Origin of the sequence: Phaeacidiphilus oryzae TH49 (assembly GCF_000744815.1) — a bacterium.
Lineage (GTDB): Bacteria > Actinomycetota > Actinomycetes > Streptomycetales > Streptomycetaceae > Phaeacidiphilus > Phaeacidiphilus oryzae.
This window is the reverse complement of record NZ_JQMQ01000005.1, coordinates 2,291,849-2,308,392: the sequence shown is the minus strand read 5'-3', so window position 1 is coordinate 2,308,392 and position 16,544 is coordinate 2,291,849. Positions and strand designations below refer to the sequence as shown.

Annotated in this window: 9 protein-coding genes; 8 read left to right on the top strand and 1 reads right to left on the bottom strand. The window is 74.3% G+C overall.

Annotated elements, in window-relative coordinates:
* Positions 1–600 precede the first annotated feature (600 nt).
* Positions 601–1,956, bottom strand: a complete 1,356-nt coding sequence (gene gabT, locus BS73_RS14180; RefSeq protein ID WP_037572372.1) for a 4-aminobutyrate--2-oxoglutarate transaminase — start codon at positions 1,954–1,956, stop codon at positions 601–603.
* 377 nt (positions 1,957–2,333) lie between these two features.
* Between gabT and BS73_RS38230 the strand changes: the two genes are divergently transcribed.
* From BS73_RS38230 to BS73_RS14140, 8 genes are all read left to right on the top strand, one after another.
* Positions 2,334–4,700: a hypothetical protein gene (locus BS73_RS38230; RefSeq protein WP_051939928.1), complete on the top strand. Its 2,367-nt coding sequence runs from the start codon at positions 2,334–2,336 to the stop codon at positions 4,698–4,700.
* 95 nt (positions 4,701–4,795) lie between these two features.
* Positions 4,796–5,716: an acetamidase/formamidase family protein gene (locus BS73_RS14170; protein WP_037572370.1), complete on the top strand. Its 921-nt coding sequence runs from the start codon at positions 4,796–4,798 to the stop codon at positions 5,714–5,716.
* Positions 5,717–5,982: 266 nt separating this feature from the next.
* Positions 5,983–7,614, top strand: coding sequence for a PucR family transcriptional regulator (locus BS73_RS14165; RefSeq protein WP_037579580.1), 1,632 nt, complete (start codon positions 5,983–5,985; stop codon positions 7,612–7,614).
* Positions 7,615–7,767: 153 nt separating this feature from the next.
* The gene (locus BS73_RS14160; protein WP_037572368.1) at positions 7,768–9,237 is read left to right on the top strand and encodes an aldehyde dehydrogenase family protein; all 1,470 of its coding nucleotides are present in this window, start codon (positions 7,768–7,770) and stop codon (positions 9,235–9,237) included.
* 111 nt (positions 9,238–9,348) lie between these two features.
* On the top strand, positions 9,349–11,328 hold the full coding sequence (locus tag BS73_RS14155) for an acyl-CoA dehydrogenase family protein (protein ID WP_037572366.1): 1,980 nt from the start codon (positions 9,349–9,351) through the stop codon (positions 11,326–11,328).
* A gap of 258 nt (positions 11,329–11,586) precedes the next feature.
* Complete coding sequence (locus tag BS73_RS14150) at positions 11,587–13,563, top strand: S53 family peptidase (RefSeq protein ID WP_051939927.1); 1,977 nt, start codon at positions 11,587–11,589, stop codon at positions 13,561–13,563.
* Between the two features lie 69 nt (positions 13,564–13,632).
* Positions 13,633–14,871: a 1-deoxy-D-xylulose-5-phosphate reductoisomerase gene (gene dxr, locus BS73_RS14145; protein WP_037572363.1), complete on the top strand. Its 1,239-nt coding sequence runs from the start codon at positions 13,633–13,635 to the stop codon at positions 14,869–14,871.
* 189 nt (positions 14,872–15,060) lie between these two features.
* The gene (locus BS73_RS14140; RefSeq protein WP_037572361.1) at positions 15,061–16,362 is read left to right on the top strand and encodes a M50 family metallopeptidase; all 1,302 of its coding nucleotides are present in this window, start codon (positions 15,061–15,063) and stop codon (positions 16,360–16,362) included.
* Positions 16,363–16,544 lie beyond the last annotated feature (182 nt).

Sequence of the window (16,544 nt, the reverse complement as noted above, 5' to 3'; positions counted from 1 at the left end):
GGGTGAGGAGAGCGAAGACGGCCGCCGCGAGGAGCGCCAGGCCCGCCGCCCATCGGGCGCGGGAACGAGGAAGCCGCCCTGGAGCAGGGGGGAGAGCTCCAGGGCGGCCGGGGCGATCGCCGCTCCGCGCGTCCCGGGGGGTGTGGGCCGGGCGGTCGGTCGATCGGCTGTGGGGATGCGGGCTGCTGCCCGCGCAGGTGGTGTCCTCGGAGATGTCGTGCTCGGGATGCGCTTGCTCGGCTCGTGGATCGTGCTGCTGCGCTCGCTGCCTCTGTTGCCGGCGTCGCTGCCGATTTCGCTGAGTCACCGACAGGTGCCGCTTGTCCATCCGAGAATGACGGTACGTCACCGCGACCGGATGCAGTCGTGGGGTCGCCTATCTGCCATAAGGCCCTCACAGATTCTTCACGGAAGGCAGCACAACTTGGCGCCGCGGCAAACGTCTGCGCTGCGTAACGCCACATGGCCCCTGGGCTCTCAGGGGCCTGCTGATACGGCGGATTCGCGATATCGCCTCAGAGGGTAGCGCGGCCCCGGTCCTATGGCCGGAACCGGGGCCTCGCATTCCTGTGCAGGTTTCGTGTTCCTGCCCGAGGTCGATCAGGTGTGGGCCTCGAAGGCCCGCTCCAGGATGTCCAGGCCCTCGGTGAGGAGGTGCTCGGGGATCACCAGCGGCGGCAGGAAGCGCAGCACGTTGCCGTAGGTGCCGGCGGTGAGCACCAGCAGGCCCTCGTTGTGGCAGGCCTTGGCGATGGCCGCGGTGGTCTCCGGGTCCGGCTCCTTGGTGCCGGGCTTCACCAGCTCGACGGCGATCATCGCGCCACGGCCGCGGACGTCGCCGACGACCGCGTGCTTCTCCTGGATCGAGCGCAGGCGGGGAAGCATGGTCTCGCCGATCTTCCGCGCCTTGGCGTTGAGGTCCTGGGACTTCATCGTCTCGATGGCGCCGATCGCGGCCGCGCAGGCGACCGGGTTGCCGCCGTAGGTGCCGCCGAGGCCGCCGCCGTGGACGGCGTCCATGATCTCGGCACGGCCGGTGACCGCGGCCAGCGGCAGGCCGCCGGCGATCCCCTTGGCGGTGGTGATCAGGTCGGGGACGATGCCCTCGTCCTCGCAGGCGAACCACTGGCCGGTGCGGCAGAAGCCGGTCTGGATCTCGTCCGCGACGAAGACGATGCCGTGGGCCCTGGCGTACTCGACCAGCTTGGTCAGGAAGCCCCTGGCCGGCTCGATGAAGCCGCCCTCGCCCTGGATCGGCTCGATGATGATGGCCGCGATGTTCTCGCCGCCGATCTGCTTGCTCATCAGGTCGATGGCCTGTGCCGCGGCTTCCTCGGCGCAGTTCTCCGGGCCGGTGAGCCAGCGGAACGGGTAGGCCAGCGGCGCCCGGTAGACCTCGGGGGCGAACGGGCCGAAGCCGTTCTTGTACGGCATGTTCTTGGCGGTGAGCGCCATGGTGAGGTTCGTCCGGCCGTGGTAGCCGTGGTCGAAGACCACGACGGCCTGGCGCTTGGTGTAGGCGCGGGCGATCTTCACCGCGTTCTCCACCGCCTCGGCGCCGGAGTTGAAGAGGGCGGTGCGCTTCTCGTGGTCGCCCGGGGTGAGCTCGTTGAGCTGCTCGGCGACGGCCACGTAGCCCTCGTAGGGGGCGACCATGAAGCAGGTGTGGGTGAAGGCGGCCAGCTGCTCGGTGGCGCGGGCGACCACGGCCTCGGCGCTGTTGCCGACGTTGGTGACGGCGATGCCGGAACCGAAGTCGATCAGCGAGTTGCCGTCCGCGTCCTCGATGACGCCGCCACCCGCGCGGGTGACGTACACCGGCAGGGTGGTGCCCACACCGGCGGCGACCGCCGCTGCCTTACGGGCGTGCAGCTCCTGGGATTTCGGGCCGGGGATGGCGGTGACGAGGCGGCGCTCCTGGGGAAGCGAGGGCCCGCCGGGCAGAGCAGCGCTCATGGTGGGGTCTCCCGTCGGTTGATCTGAGGTGCAGGCTAGGGCGGGGTGCGGGGGCCCGCATGCTACGAAACGTAGCGATCTGCGCGGGGTTCTGTCCGCCGGGTCCATCGACTGCGCCGGTGGTCGCGCTCGGCCGCGCGGTCTGCGCGCCTCTCCGCAGCGGGCTGCGCCTCCACTACATTGGCGACGCGGGGAATGGGGAGTCTTGAGCGGTGCGGGTCTGGGAGCGGGCTGGGATGGATCAGGACGCGAAGCCGATTGCGACCTCGGGGGTGGCCACGCCGCCGTCGACGGCGTCTTCGACGCGGCCGGAGGCTTCGAACGAGGCGCGGACGCCTGAGCGGCAGACGGCTGAGCGCCCGGCGCCCGAGCGGCAGATGCCTGAGCGCCCGGCGCCCGAGCGTCCGGCGCCTGAGCGGCCGACGCGGTATCAGGGCTTCGACCTGGTGGGCTGGTTCGCGGCCCGGCGCCGGGCCGAGGCGGCTCCCGGCGTCTATGCCCTCGGACCCGAGCCCCGCCGGCGGAGAGGCGCGAGCGGTGCCGGCGGCGGCTCCGGCCGCGCGGCGGGCAAGGGCGCCCCAGGCGCCGACCACATCCTCCCGGGCGACCCGGCGGCCGAGGTGGAGGACGACCGTCCGCCGCTGCCGGCCTGGCGGCTGCTGCTGCGGGCCGCGCTCAACCTGGTGGTGGCCTGGGTGGTGCTGCTCTACGGCGGCAGCGTGCTGATCTACCTGGTGCTCTCGATCGTGCCCGGGGGCGGCTCCGGCGGGGCTCTGCACACCGTGGTGCTGCTGCTGGCCTACCTGGTCGTGATCGGTGTGCTGGTCAAGGTCTTCGGGCGGATGGGCCGCTGGCCGCTGGTCTACCGGCGGTTCCTCCGGCCGCTTCTGGCCCGGCTGGTGACGCATGATCAGCCGGAGCAGGCGTCGGTCCCGAGCCAGGGGGCCGCGCGTCGTCCTGACGGGGTCGTCCCGCGCCCGCCGCAGTCCGCGCCGCACGTGTCCGCCGACCCCTGGGAGGCCCTTCGGCCGGCCGTCCCCGCCGAGGCGCTGGCCCTGCTGGACGCGGAGACGGCCGCCCAGCGCGTGATGGACGTCGACCACACCCGGCTGCACCGCGCCTGGCGCTCCGCCGTCGCCGCCCCCGGCCGGTTCGCCGGGTTCGTCGAGGAGCTGCGCCGGGCCGGGGCGGCCGCCTTCGCGCATCCCTCCGGCGCCCGCGACCTGCCGCACCGCTCGCCCACCGGGCACGATCTGCTCCGCGCGCAGGTGCGGCTCGGCGAGGCACCGGACGTGCCGCGCAACCCGAGTGAGTACCGGGGGGTCGAGGTGGCCCTCGATCCCTCGCTGCTCGGCACCTCGCTGCTCGCGGTCGGCCCGGCGGCGACCGGCAAGACGGCCGGGCTGACCCGGCCGGTCGCCGAGTCGCTCTGCCTCCAGGCGCTCTGCGGCACCGCGGTGACCGTGGTGGTCGGCGCGGCCGACGCCGAGCTGGGCCCGGACTCCTGGTACGACGTGGTGATCGCGCCCGGCGACCCCGCGCGGGGCCGATACGGACTGGACCTCTACGGCGCCTCCGGGGTGCTGGACGAGGCCGCCGCGCGGCTGGCCGACGCATTGCTCCCGGAGGAGCTCGCGCTGCGCGCCGAGGGCGCGCGCGGGACGGTACGCACCGTGCTGGCCGCCTTCCGCGCCGGCTACGGCCGAAACCCGGGCGTCCGCGAGCTCTGTGCGCTGCTCCGGGGCGAACCCGCCGACTGGGAGGAGCTGCGGGGGACGCTGGCAGCGGCCGGAAAGCTCACGGCGCATCAGCGCGAGCTGGAGGCGCGGGAGCGGCAGCATGGGCGGGCGGACGACCTCGGCGCGCTACTGGCCGACCGGCTGGCGCTGCTGGACCGGCCCGGCCTGGCCGACTCCTTCAACCCCTCGGCCGAGCCGGCGGATCCGTCCGATCCCGCCGAATCGGCAGAGCCGAGCGATGCGGCCCAGCCGCTCGAAGACCGGAAGCCCCCCGCCGCTGCGACCGCCTCGGCCTCCGCCTCCGCCGCCGCTCCCGCCCCCGTCCTCCCGCTCTTCGCCCTGCGCGCCCTGGAGCATCCCCTCCGGGTGCGGATCGCGCTGCCCGAGGCGGCGTACCCGGAGGCGGCCCGGATCGTCTCCCGCCTGGCGGTCGGTCAGTTCCTCCACGCCGCCGCCGCGCGCCGGGACCGCTCGCTCTTCGCCGGGCTGGTGGTGGACGACGCCTCGGCCGCCGTCGACTCGCACGCGGTCCGCGGGCTGCAGCGGATCCGCGGCGCCAACGCGGGCGCGGTGCTCGCCCTCCGCAGCCTCTCCGACCTGCCGGAGTCGCTGCGCAACCCGCTCTTCGGCGCGGTGGGCTGCCGGATGGCCTTCCCCGGCCTGGCCCCCTGGGACGGCCGGCTCTTCTCCGAGGCGTGGGGGACGGTCTGGGTGAACGAGCGGGACGTGACCCGCACCCCCGACCTCTCCGGCGGCATGCTCCGGCGGCTGTTCCGCTCCATCCGCTCGGTTCTGGAGGGGGAGCGGGTGCAGACCGAGAGCGTCACCACCCGTCGGGTCGAGCGCCAGCGCTGGTCGCCCTCGGATCTGGCGCACGCGCTGCCCTCCGGCCACGCCGTCCTCTCCCTGGGCACGGTGGCCGGCGCGACCGTCCCGCCCGTCTTCCTCCAGCTCGGCGGGGGTTCCGCGACCGGTTACGCGAACGCCCCCGAGGCGGCTCGCTGACCACCGCCACCCGCCACCCGCCACCCGACACCCCCTTCGCTCCTGCCCCCGTCACCCCTGCCCCTGACGACTTCACGCCCGAGGACGGAATCCGAATGCACATAACGCGCACCGGCGCCGGCGCCACCCACACCGCCTGGGACCGGACGATCGAGCCGATCGCCGAGGTCGAGCCCGGCGCCGAACTCACCGTGGAGACCCTGGAGTCCAGCGGCGGCCAGCTGACCGCGGGTTCGGCCGCGGCCGAGCTGACCGGCCTCGACTTCGGCCGGATCAACCCGGTCACCGGCCCGTTCCGGATCGCCGGGGCCCGGCCCGGCGACGCCCTGGTGGTGGACATCCTGGAGATGGCGACCGGCAGTTGGGGCTGGACCGGCTGCATCCCCGGCTTCGGTCTGCTGGCCGAGGACTTCCCGGAGCCGCACCTGCGGATCTCCAAGATCGGCCCGGACAGCGCCGAGTTGCTCCCCGGCCTGTCGGTCCCCGTCCTGCCGATGGTCGGCACCATCGGCACCGCCCCGCCGGAGGACGGCCCGCACAGCATGGTCCCGCCGCGCCGCTGGGGCGGGAACATGGACATCCGGCATGTCGGCCCGGGGGCCAGGCTCGTCCTGCCGGTCGGAGTCGAGGGCGCCCTCCTCTCGCTGGGCGACGTCCATGCGGCGATGGGCGACGGCGAGGTGAGCGGCACCGGGGTGGAGACGGACGGGACGGTCCGGCTGCGGATCGGGCTGCGTCCGGGGGAGGCCCCGGCGACGCCCTTCCTGGAGACCTCCGAGCGGGCCCAGCGCACCGGCCGGGCGCTCGCCACCACCGGCATCGGACCGGACCTGATGGCCGCGAGCAAGGAGGCGACCCGGGCGCTGATCGAGGAGGTCGTCCGCCGCACCGGCCTGGCGGCCGAGGACGCGTACCTGCTGGCGAGCGTGGCGGCGGACCTGAAGATCTCGGAGGTGGTGGACGTCCCGAACTGGGTCGTCTCGGCCCACCTCCAGCTCTCCCTCCTCGACGGCTGAGGCGGCGCCGGGCGTACGCCGAGACGGAACCCGAGAGGTAGACCGGAGGGCCCCAAGGGGCATCTTTCGCCCATCGATGCTCCGCTGAGGCAGAATCGGGGGCGGCCACTGTCCGCTGTGGCCCAAGAAGGCCCAGTGAAGGTGACATGTCCGCCGGAAAGTCCCCCCTGCTGTTCCCCTCCCACCGTCCTCGCGCCCGCGGCGCCTCGGGCCCGAACCCGGCCGGCGGCGGGAGCGGCGGCGTCACCGTCGCGGCGATCGTCGCCATGCCCCCGCTCCGGCTCTCGGTGGCCGCCGGCGAGGGCAGCCTGCGGAGACCCGTCCGCTGGGTGCACACCAGCGAGCTGGAGGACCCGGCGCCGTTCCTGGAGGGCGGTGAGCTGCTGCTCACCACCGGGATGAAGCTCGGCCCCGACCCCGACCAGCTGCGCGACTACGTCCACCGGCTGGCGGACGCCGGGGTGGCCGGGATCGGCTTCGGCGTCGGCCTCGGCCACACCGAGGTGCCCGGCCCGATGATCGGGGCCGCGGCCGAGCGCGGGCTGCCGCTGCTCCGCGTTCCCCAGCCGACCCCGTTCATCGCGATCAGCAAGGCGGTCACCGCCGCTCTCGCCGCCGAGCAGTACCAGGCCGTGACGGTCAGTTTCGAGGCCCAGGAGGAGCTGACCAGGGCCGCCCTCGGCAAGGACGGCACGGCCGCCCTGGTGCGCACCCTGGCCCGCCGGCTCGGCGGGTGGGCGGCGCTCTACGACGCCTCCGGCGCGCTGGTCTCCTCCGCGCCCGGCTGGGCGGCGAAGCGCGCCGGCCGGCTGCGCGGCGAGGTCGAGCGGCTGCGCTCCCGGCCGGCCCCGGTCAGCGCCGCGATCCAGGGCGGCGTCCTCGCCGATCCCGAGCAGGGGGAGCGGCCGGCCGACCGGTCTGAGCGCCGCAACGGCACCGGAAACAGCACCGGAAACAGCACCGGGAACGGCGACGGCGCCGCCGCGCACGAGGACGCCGTCGTCCTGCAGTCCATCGGCGCCGACCGCCGGGCCCGCGGCTATCTCGCCGTGGGCACCGAGGCCCGGCTCACCGCCACCGAGCGCTACGTCCTCAACGCCGCCGTCGCCCTCCTCACCCTCACCCTGGAGCGTTCCCGCGGGCTGCGGCGCGCCGAGGAGCGGATGACCACGGCCCTGCTGCGGCTGATCCTGGACGGCCAGACGGGGATAGCGCGGGAGGTCGCCGGCGGCCTCTTCGGCGGCCTGCCCGCCGAGCCCGTCCGGGTGCTCGTCGCGGAGGGCGGCGAGGAGTCCGGCAGGGCGGCGGAGGAGGGCGCCAAGGCCCCCCTCGACCAGCTGATCGACCGGGCCGAGCAGGTCGCCGCGGGCGGCGGCGAGCGGGCGCTGGCCGCGCAGCTGGACGAGCAGACGGTGCTGCTGGTCACGGACGGCGGGGCGGTCCAGCGGGCCTGCGCGGACGCGGTCGAGGAGCTGGACGGTGTGGTCCTGGGGGTGTCAGGGCCCGGGCTGATCGACGAGGCGGGCGAGGCCGCCGTGGAGGCCCGCCGGGCGATGGCGGTCGCCCGGCGCAGCGGCCGCCGGCTGGTCGAGCACGAGGACGTCGGCGCCGGCTCCCTGCTGCCGCTGCTCGGCGAGGACGCCGTGCGGGCGTACGCGGACGCGCTGCTGCGTCCGCTGCGCGAGCACGACGCCTCCTCCCGCGGGGACCTGGTGGCCTCGCTGGGTGCCTGGCTGGCCCGGCACGGCCAGTGGGACGCGGCCGCCGCCGACCTCGGCGTCCACCGGCACACCCTGCGCTACCGGATGCGGCGGGTCGAGGAGCTCCTCGGCCGCTCGCTGGACGACACGGACATGCGGATGGAGCTGTGGCTGGCCCTGCGGGCCACCGAGGAGTAGCCGCGGCCTTCGCGCATTGGACGGCCCGTAGGAAAACCCGGGCCGTCCGCTCCATCGCGTCCCGTCACGGCGGGGCGCCCCGCGTCTACGGTGACCCTCAGCGTTCAGTGCTTCGAGCGTTTCCGACGAGTTGACGAGGGGCCGGTGTCTTCCGTGGCGACTACCCACCCGACTGCCCACCCGACCACCCACCCGTTCTGGCTGGCCGGCCGGCCGGTCGAGGGCGAGCAGGGCTTCGAGGTCCACCACCCCTGGGACGGCTCCCTGGTGGCCCGGGTCTCCGAGCCCAGCGAGGCCCAGGTCGAGGAGGCCGTGGCGGGCGCCGCCGCGGCCGTCGACGCGTTCTCCGCGACGCCGGCGTACGTCAGGGCCGCCGCCCTGGACCACGTGGCCAGGCGGCTCGCGGAGCGCACCGAAGAGCTGGCGAAGCTGATCACCGCCGAGAACGGCAAGCCGATCAAGTGGGCCAGGGGCGAGGTCGGCCGGGCCGTCTCGGTCTTCCGCTGGGCCGCCGAGGAGGCCCGCCGCTTCAACGGCGGCGAGGCCCAGCGCCTGGACACCGACCAGGGCGGCACCGGGCGGCTGGCGCTCACCCGCCGCTTCGTGGGCGGGGCCGTGCTCGGGATCGCGCCGTTCAACTTCCCGCTCAACCTGGTCGCGCACAAGGTCGCCCCGGCGATCGCGGTCGGCGCGCCGATCATTCTCAAGCCGGCCCCGGCCACCCCGCTCTCCGCGCTGGTGCTGGGCGAGATCCTGGCCGAGACCGACCTTCCGGCCGGCTCCTGGTCGGTGCTGACCGTCCCCAACGACCGGATGCCTGCCCTGGTCCAGGACCCGCGGCTGCCGGTGATCTCCTTCACCGGCTCGGACACCGTCGGCCACGCGATCCAGGACTCGGTGCCGCGCAAGCACGTCACCCTGGAGCTCGGCGGCAACGCCGCGGCGGTCGTCCTCGCCGACTACTCCTCCGACGAGGACCTGGAGTGGGCGGCCGGCCGGATCGCCACCTTCGCCAACTACCAGGGCGGCCAGTCCTGCATCTCGGTGCAGCGGGTGATCGCCGACGCCTCGGTCTTCGACCGGCTGGCGGAGAAGGTGGTGGCCAAGGTCGGCGCCCAGGTCACCGGCGACCCCTCGGACGCCTCGGTCGACGTCGGCCCACTGGTCAGCGAGGACGCCGCGAAGCGGGTGGAGTCCTGGGTGGACGAGGCGGTCTCGGCCGGCGCCCGGCTGCTCGCCGGCGGCAAGCGGGAGGGCGCCTCGTACGCGCCGACCGTTCTGGCCGACCTGCCGGACGGCGTCAGGCTGGCCCGTGAGGAGGTCTTCGGCCCGGTCCTCACCCTCCACCGGGTGGAGGGCGCCGACGAGGCCTTCCGGCTGGTCAACGCCTCCCGCTTCGGGCTGCAGGCGGGCGTGTTCACCCACGACCTGCAGACCGCCTTCCGGGCCCACCGCGAACTGGAGACCGGCGGCGTGGTGATCGGCGACGCGCCGTCCTACCGCGCCGACCAGATGCCGTACGGCGGGGTCAAGGACTCCGGGGTCGGCCGTGAGGGCGTCGCGTACGCGATGGAGGACTACACCTACGAGCGGGTCCTGGTGCTCACCGGCCTGGCGCTCTGAGACCGGTCGCGGAGAAACTCGGGACGCTCACCTATGGTGATCACTCGATGACGGTCGGTACGGTCGGGTAGCACCAGCCGGTAACCCCCCTCCGCGGCGAGGTGAGCCCCGATGACCGCTCAGCAGGACCGTTCCAGCAGCGCCCCCGGCGCCGGCACCCCCAAGGTGACGGAGCGCGAGGCCAGAAGGGTGGCCGAGGAGGCCAGGGAGCAGGACTGGCGCAAGCCCAGCTTCGCCAAGGAGCTCTTCCTCGGCCGCCTCCGCCTGGACCTGATCCACCCCCACCCGCTGCCCACCGCCGAGGCGGAGGCGGCGGGCGAGGCGTTCCTCGCCGAGCTCCGCACCTTCTGCGAGGCCGAGGTGGACGGCGAGCTGATCGAGCGGGAGGCCCGGATCCCCGACGAGGTGGTCAAGGGCCTCCAGGCGCTCGGCGTCTTCGGGATGAAGATCGACCGCGAGTACGGCGGCCTCGGCCTCTCCCAGGTGCACTACAACCGCGCCCTCGCGCTGATCGGCAGCGTCAGTCCGGCGATCGCCGCGCTGGCCTCCGCCCACCAGTCGATCGGGGTCCCGCAGCCGCTCAAGCTGTTCGGCACCGAGGAGCAGAAGCGGGCGTTCCTGCCGCGCTGCGCCCGCGACGCGATCAGCGCCTTCCTCCTCACCGAGCCGGACGTGGGCAGCGACCCCGCCCGGCTGGCCACCGCCGCCGTGCCCACCGAGGACGGCGACGCCTACGTCCTGGACGGCGTGAAGCTGTGGACCACCAACGGGGTGGTGGCCGACCTGCTGGTGGTGATGGCCCGGGTGCCGAGGAGCGAGGGGCACCGGGGCGGGATCACCGCCTTCGTGGTGGAGGCCGACGCGCCGGGGATCACCGTCGAGCGCCGGAACGCCTTCATGGGGCTGCGCGGCATCGAGAACGGGGTGACCCGCTTCCACGGCGTGCGGGTGCCCGCGGCCAACCGGATCGGGGCCGAGGGCGCGGGCCTGAAGATCGCGCTGACCACCCTCAACACCGGGCGGCTCTCGCTGCCGGCGGTGTGCGCGGGGGCCGCCAAGTGGTGCCTGAAGATCGCCCGCGAGTGGACCGGCGTCCGCGAGCAGTGGGGCAAGCCGATCGCGGCCCACGAGGCCGTCTCGGCCAAGGTCGCGCACATCGCGGCCACCGCGTTCGCGCTGGAGGCGGTGGTCGAGCTGGCCGGGCAGATGGCGGACGAGGACCGCAACGACATCCGGATCGAGGCCGCGCTGGCCAAGCTCTACAACTCCGAGCAGGCCTGGCTGCTGGCCGACGAGCTGGTGCAGATCCGGGGCGGGCGCGGCTTCGAGACGGCGGCCTCGCTGGCCGCGCGCGGGGAGCGGGCGGTGCCGGCCGAGCAGATCCTGCGCGACCTGCGGATCAACCGGACCTTCGAGGGCTCGACCGAGATCATGCACCTGCTGATCGCCCGGGAGGCGGTGGACGCCCACCTGAAGGTCGCGGGGGACATCATCGACCCGGAGGCCGACCTGCGGAGGAAGGGGCGCGCGGCGGCGCGGGCCGGCGGTTTCTACGCCAGGTGGCTGCCGAAGCTGGTCGCCGGCCCCGGTCAACTCCCGGGCGCGTACGGGGAGTTCCACCCCTCCGGCTGCGCCGACCTGGCGCGGCACCTGCGCTACGTGGAGCGGGCGGCCCGCCGGGTCGCGCGCAGCACCTTCTACGGGATGTCGCGGTGGCAGGGGCGGATGGAGACCAAGCAGGGCTTCCTCGGCCGGATCGTCGACATCGGCGCCGAGCTGTTCGCGATGAGCGCGGTCTGCGTGCGGGCGGAGATGCTGCGCGGCCGCGGCGGCGACCCCGAGCTGGGGCGGGCCGCGTACGAGCTGGCGGACGTGTTCTGCCGGCAGGCGGAGGTGCGGGTCGAGGAGCTGTTCGGCCGGCTGTGGACCAACACCGACGCGGTGGACCGGGCGCTGGCCGAGCGGGTCGTCGCGGGCCGCTACGAGTGGCTGGAGGAGGGCGTCCTCGACCCCTCGGGCGACGGCCCGTGGATCGCGGACGCGACTCCGGGTGCGAGCGCGGTGAAGAACGTCCACCGGCCCATCCGGTAGGGCTCGCCCCGGCCGCGCGGGGCGGCCCCGCGCTGCTACCGTTTGGTGACGGCGGGTCAGGGGGACCCGGGGGGAGAAGCCGTCATGGATCACGATCCGTACGGGCATTTGCCGAGCGTGCCGGGCCCGCCGTCGGGTCCACCGGCTTCCGGCCCGCCTCCGTCTGGTCCGCCGCCTTCAGGTCCGCCGTCCTCCGGTCCTCCGTCCGGCCCGTCGGTCCCACCCCCGCCGCCGCGCCCGCCGCGGCGGCGCGGATGGGTGATCGGCGGGGTCCTCGCCGCGCTCGTCGTCGCTGCGGGCGTGGTGGTCGGGGTGCGGACGGCCGGCGGCGGAGCCGGCGCCGAGGCGTCCAGCGACTCCGCGGGGAGCATGGCGCTGCCCGGCTCGCAGGCCTCCTGGGCGCCCCCGATCTGGGCCACGCCCGCCAACGACCTCGGGGCCGCCGACCCCCGGACGACCGTCTCGGGCACCGTCTACTTCGCCAAGAACAGCCCCGCCGACCTGGCCGGCCTCGCCGCCCGGGTCGGCACCCCGGGGGACCCGGACTACCACCACTACCTGTCCCCGGCCCAGCTGGCCACCCGGTTCCGGACCCGGGCCCACGCCGCCCAGGCGGTCACCGCCTGGGTCCGGCAGAACGGGATGACCATCGTCTCCGAGGACGCCGACTCGGTGGTGGTGCGGACCACCATCGGCAAGGTCGAGGAGGTGCTCGGCATCCGGATCCACCGCTACCGGCACAGCGGCCACGCCTACCTCTCGCCGACCAGCCGCCCGGCCTTCCCGCCGGACGTCGGCGACTACGTCGCCGGGGTCACCGGCCTGACCACCTCCGACCCGGTCAGCCCGCCGCGCGCGCCGGCCCTCGGCGGCGCCTCCACCCGCACCTGCAGCACCTACTTCGGCGAGAAGACCCTGGCCGGCGCCCCGCCCTCGCCCCGAACCGGCCGGCCGGTGCCGCTCGCGGTCTGCGGCTACAGCCCGGCCCAGCTGCGCTCGGCCTACGGAGTCGAGGGCAGCGGGCTGACCGGTCGCGGGGCGACCGTCGCCGTGGTGGACGCCTTCGCCTCGCCGACCATCGTCGAGGACGTCGACCGCTGGTCCCGGGCGGCCGGGCTGCCCGAGCTGACGCCCGGCCAGTTCCGCCAGGTGCTCCCCGCCTCGTACGCGACCGGCAGCAGCGCGGCGGACGCGCAGGGCTGGTGGGGCGAGGAGACCCTGGACGTCGAGGCGGTGCACGCCCTCGCCCCGGACGCGAAGATCGTCTACTACGGGGTGCGGTCCCCGGACGCCGCCGACTTCGTGGAGGTCCTCCACACCGTCGTGGCCACCCACGGAGCGGACATCGTCAGCGCCTCCTGGGGCGGCCCGGAGGGGGCCACCGACCCGTCCGTCTTCGGCGCCGAGTCGCAGATCTTCGAGGAGGGCGCCGTCGAGGGCATCTCGTTCAACGCGGCCACCGGGGACGACGGCGACTACACCGCCAAGGGCGCCCCCACACCGGAGGTCTCCGACCCGGCCGCCAACCCCTGGGTGACCGCGGTCGGCGGCACCTCGCTGGCCGTCGGCAGCGACGGCTCCTACGGCTGGGAGAGCAGCTGGGGCGACGTCGGCTTCCCGTACGCGAACGGAAGCTGGGACACCCAGGCGAACGGCGTCCGGATGGGCGCCGGGGGCGGCGGCGTCAGCCAGGTCTACCAGCAGCCCTTCTACCAGCGCGGGGTCGTCCCCGCCGGGCTGACCACCCGCGCCCGGGCGGTGCCGGACGTGGCGATGGACGCGGACGGGCTGACCGGCCTCGCGGTCGGCCAGAGCACCGCCACCGTGGTCGCCCGGCCGGCCGCGGCCGGCGACGGCGTGACGTTCACCGCCGCGGTGAGCGGCTTCGCCTTCCAGCCGGTCGGCGGCACCAGCCTGGCCACGCCGCTCTTCTCCGCGATGGAGGCGCTGGCCCAGCAGGCCGCCGGGGGCACCCCGCTCGGCTTCGCCGCCCCCGCCCTCTACGCCCAGACGAAGTCCGCCGCCGGGACCTTCCACGACGTCACCACCCCGCCGCAGGGGCTGACCGCCTCCCCCGAGCTGATCGCGGGCGACCGGAACGGCAACCCGGTGCTGGTCGAGCTGGCCCACGACGACTCGCTGCGCGCCGCCGCCGGCTACGACGACGCCACCGGGCTCGGCTCCCCGGCGGGGCCCTTCCTCACCTGGTTCGCCAGGCATCCGAACGGCAGGTGAGCCGGCCCGGGGAGAACGGGGGAGGGGCGCTGCCCCATGGAGGCCCGCGCGCAGGACAGAATGGGGCGCATGGAGTCGCTCGCCACGCCGCACACCGTTTTCCAGCCCGCCCCGACCCCGGGCGCCGATCCGGACGGCCCCCGGGAGCTGGTGATCCTCGGCTCGACCGGGTCGATCGGCACCCAGGCCATCGATGTGGTCACCCGCAACCCCGGACGGTTCCGGGTGGTGGGCCTCTCCGCCGCCGGCGGGCGGCCGGAGCTCCTCGCCGAGCAGGCGCTGGAGCTGGGCGTGCGGACCGTGGCGGTGGCCCGCGAGGACGCCCTGCCGGCGGTCCGGGAGGCGCTGCGGGCCAAGGCCGGCGGCCGCCCGCTGCCCGAGCTGACCGCCGGACCCGACGCCGCCTCGGATCTCGCCGCCGCGCCCTGCCACACCGTGCTCAACGGCATCACCGGCTCGATCGGCCTCGCCCCCACCCTCGCCGCGCTGCGGGCCGGCCGGGTGCTGGCGCTGGCCAACAAGGAGTCGCTGATCGTCGGCGGTCCGCTGGTGAAGGAGCTGGCCCGGCCGGGCCAGATCGTCCCGGTGGACTCCGAGCACGCGGCGCTCTTCCAGGCGCTGATGGGCGGCACCCGGGCGGAGATCCGCAAGCTGGTGGTGACCGCGAGCGGCGGCCCGTTCCGCGGCCGGACCAGGGAGCAGCTCTCCGGGGTGACCAAGGAGGACGCCCTGGCCCACCCCAACTGGGACATGGGCCCGGTGATCACCATCAACTCGGCCACCCTGGTCAACAAGGGCCTTGAGGTGATCGAGGCCCACCTCCTCTACGACATCCCGTTCGAGCGGATCGAGGTGGTGGTCCACCCGCAGTCGATCGTCCACTCGATGGTCGAGTTCGTGGACGGCTCGACGATGGCCCAGGCCGGCGTCCCGGACATGCGGATGCCGATCTCGCTGGGCATCGGCTGGCCGCGGCGGGTGCCGGAGGCCGGCCCCTTCCTCGACTGGACCAAGTCCTCGACCTGGGAGTTCTTCCCGCTGGACGAGGAGGCCTTCCCGTCCGTCGGCCTGGCCCGCGAGGTCGGGCAGCTGGGCGGGACCGCCCCGGCCGTCTTCAACGCGGCCAACGAGGAGTGCGTGGACGCCTTCCTCCAGGACAGGCTCGCCTTCACCGCGATCGTGGACACGGTCGCCAAGGTGGTCGGGGAGCACGGACGGCCCGCCCCCGGAACCCGGCTCACCCTGGACGACGTCCTCGCCGCCGAGAGCTGGGCGCGCGCTCGGGCTCGCGAGCTCGCCGCGGGGTGACGCATCGGGGTGACCGCCTCAGGGCGGCGCCTCGGGGTGGTCGACCCGATCGGGGGGTCGCCGGTCAGGGTGAACGCCCACATGTTGAGCTGACGCTTACACAGGTTCGCGGATGATGATGACTGAAGTCCTACGGGTTCCACGGTTCCGACCGGTCCCACGGATACCCCACGCTCTGCAGGAGGGCCGATGACCACGCTGATGACGGTGCTCGGCATCGTCGTGTTCGCCCTCGGCCTGGGGGTGTCCATCGCCTTCCACGAGCTGGGGCACCTGACCTGGGCCAAGACCTTCGGCATCCGGGTGCCGCAGTACATGGTCGGCTTCGGCCCGACCGTGTGGTCGCGGAAGAGGGGCGAGACCGAGTACGGGCTCAAGGCCGTTCCGCTCGGCGGCTACATCCGCATGATCGGGATGTTCCCGCCCGGCAAGGACGGGAGGGTCACCGCCCGCTCCACCTCGCCCTGGCGGTCCATGATCGAGGACGCCCGGGAGCAGTCCTACGAGGAGGTCGGGGAGGGCGACGAGAACCGGCTCTTCTACACCCGCAAGCCGTGGAAGCGGGTGATCGTGATGTTCGCCGGCCCCTTCCACAACCTGATCCTCGCCTTCCTCCTCTTCCTCGTGGTGCTGATGGGCTTCGGTATCACCACCGAGGTGCCCACCGTCTCCTCGGTCTCCCAGTGCGTGGTCTCGGCCACCGCCAAGACCGACACCTGCCCCCGGAACGCCCCGCTCTCGCCGGCCGCCAAGGCCGGGCTCCGGGCCGGCGACCGGATCGTCAGCTTCAACGGGCAGCGGATCAAGAAGTACGACCAGCTGCAGAACGACATCCGGGACGCGGCCGGCCAGACCGTGGCCATCGGCGTGGTCCGCGACGGCAGGCCGCTCACCCTCCACGCCGAACTGGTCACCAACACCCTGGCCAAGGTGGACTCCAACGGGAACCCGACCAGCGGCACGGTGAAGGCCGGCTTCCTCGGCTTCAGCCCGGCCACCGGCGTCCAGCACCTGGGCTTCGGCGAGAGCCTGGACCAGATGGGGAAGATGGCGGAGAGCGGCGTCCAGTCCATCGCCTCCCTGCCGTCCAAGATCCCGGCGCTCTGGGGCTCGGCCTTCGAGGGCAAGGCCCGCACCGCGGACCAGCCGGTGGGCGTGGTCGGCGTGGCGCGGGTCGGCGGCCAGGTCTTCTCCATGCACATCCCGGCCGAGATGCGGATCGCGATGATGCTGAACCTGGTGGCCGGGCTCAACCTCTCGCTCTTCCTGCTGAACATGCTGCCGCTGCTGCCGCTGGACGGCGGGCACATCGTCGGGGCGTTGTGGGAGGCCGTCCGCCGGCACGCCGCCCGGCTCTTCCGGATGCCCGACCCCGGCCCCTTCGACGTGGCCAAGCTGATGCCGGTGGCGTACGTCGTGGCCGGGGTGTTCCTCTGCTTCACCGTGCTGGTGATGATCGCGGACGTGGTGAATCCGGTACGGCTGAACTGACCGGCCGCCGGCCATGCCCCGGCCGACGGGCGCGTTGACGTACGGTGACGCGGCGGGAACGCGCGGGGCGCAGTCGGGTTGCGTTGCCCCGGCCTGCGGGCCCGGGCTCGGTGCGGTGCCGTACGGTTGGTCAACGGGAGTACGAACGGCCCGGTCCTCGAAGTGATCGGCCCTCGTCCTCC

Coding starts and splice junctions, on each gene's coding strand:
- BS73_RS14170 (WP_037572370.1), top strand. CDS start 4,796: ATGCACATAACGCGCACCGGCGCCGGCGCCACCCACACCGCCTGGGAC.
- BS73_RS14165 (WP_037579580.1), top strand. CDS start 5,983: ATGCCCCCGCTCCGGCTCTCGGTGGCCGCCGGCGAGGGCAGCCTGCGG.
- BS73_RS14140 (WP_037572361.1), top strand. CDS start 15,061: ATGACCACGCTGATGACGGTGCTCGGCATCGTCGTGTTCGCCCTCGGC.
- BS73_RS14155 (WP_037572366.1), top strand. CDS start 9,349: ATGACCGCTCAGCAGGACCGTTCCAGCAGCGCCCCCGGCGCCGGCACC.
- gabT (WP_037572372.1), bottom strand. CDS start 1,956: ATGAGCGCTGCTCTGCCCGGCGGGCCCTCGCTTCCCCAGGAGCGCCGC.
- dxr (WP_037572363.1), top strand. CDS start 13,633: ATGGAGTCGCTCGCCACGCCGCACACCGTTTTCCAGCCCGCCCCGACC.
- BS73_RS38230 (WP_051939928.1), top strand. CDS start 2,334: ATGCCTGAGCGCCCGGCGCCCGAGCGTCCGGCGCCTGAGCGGCCGACG.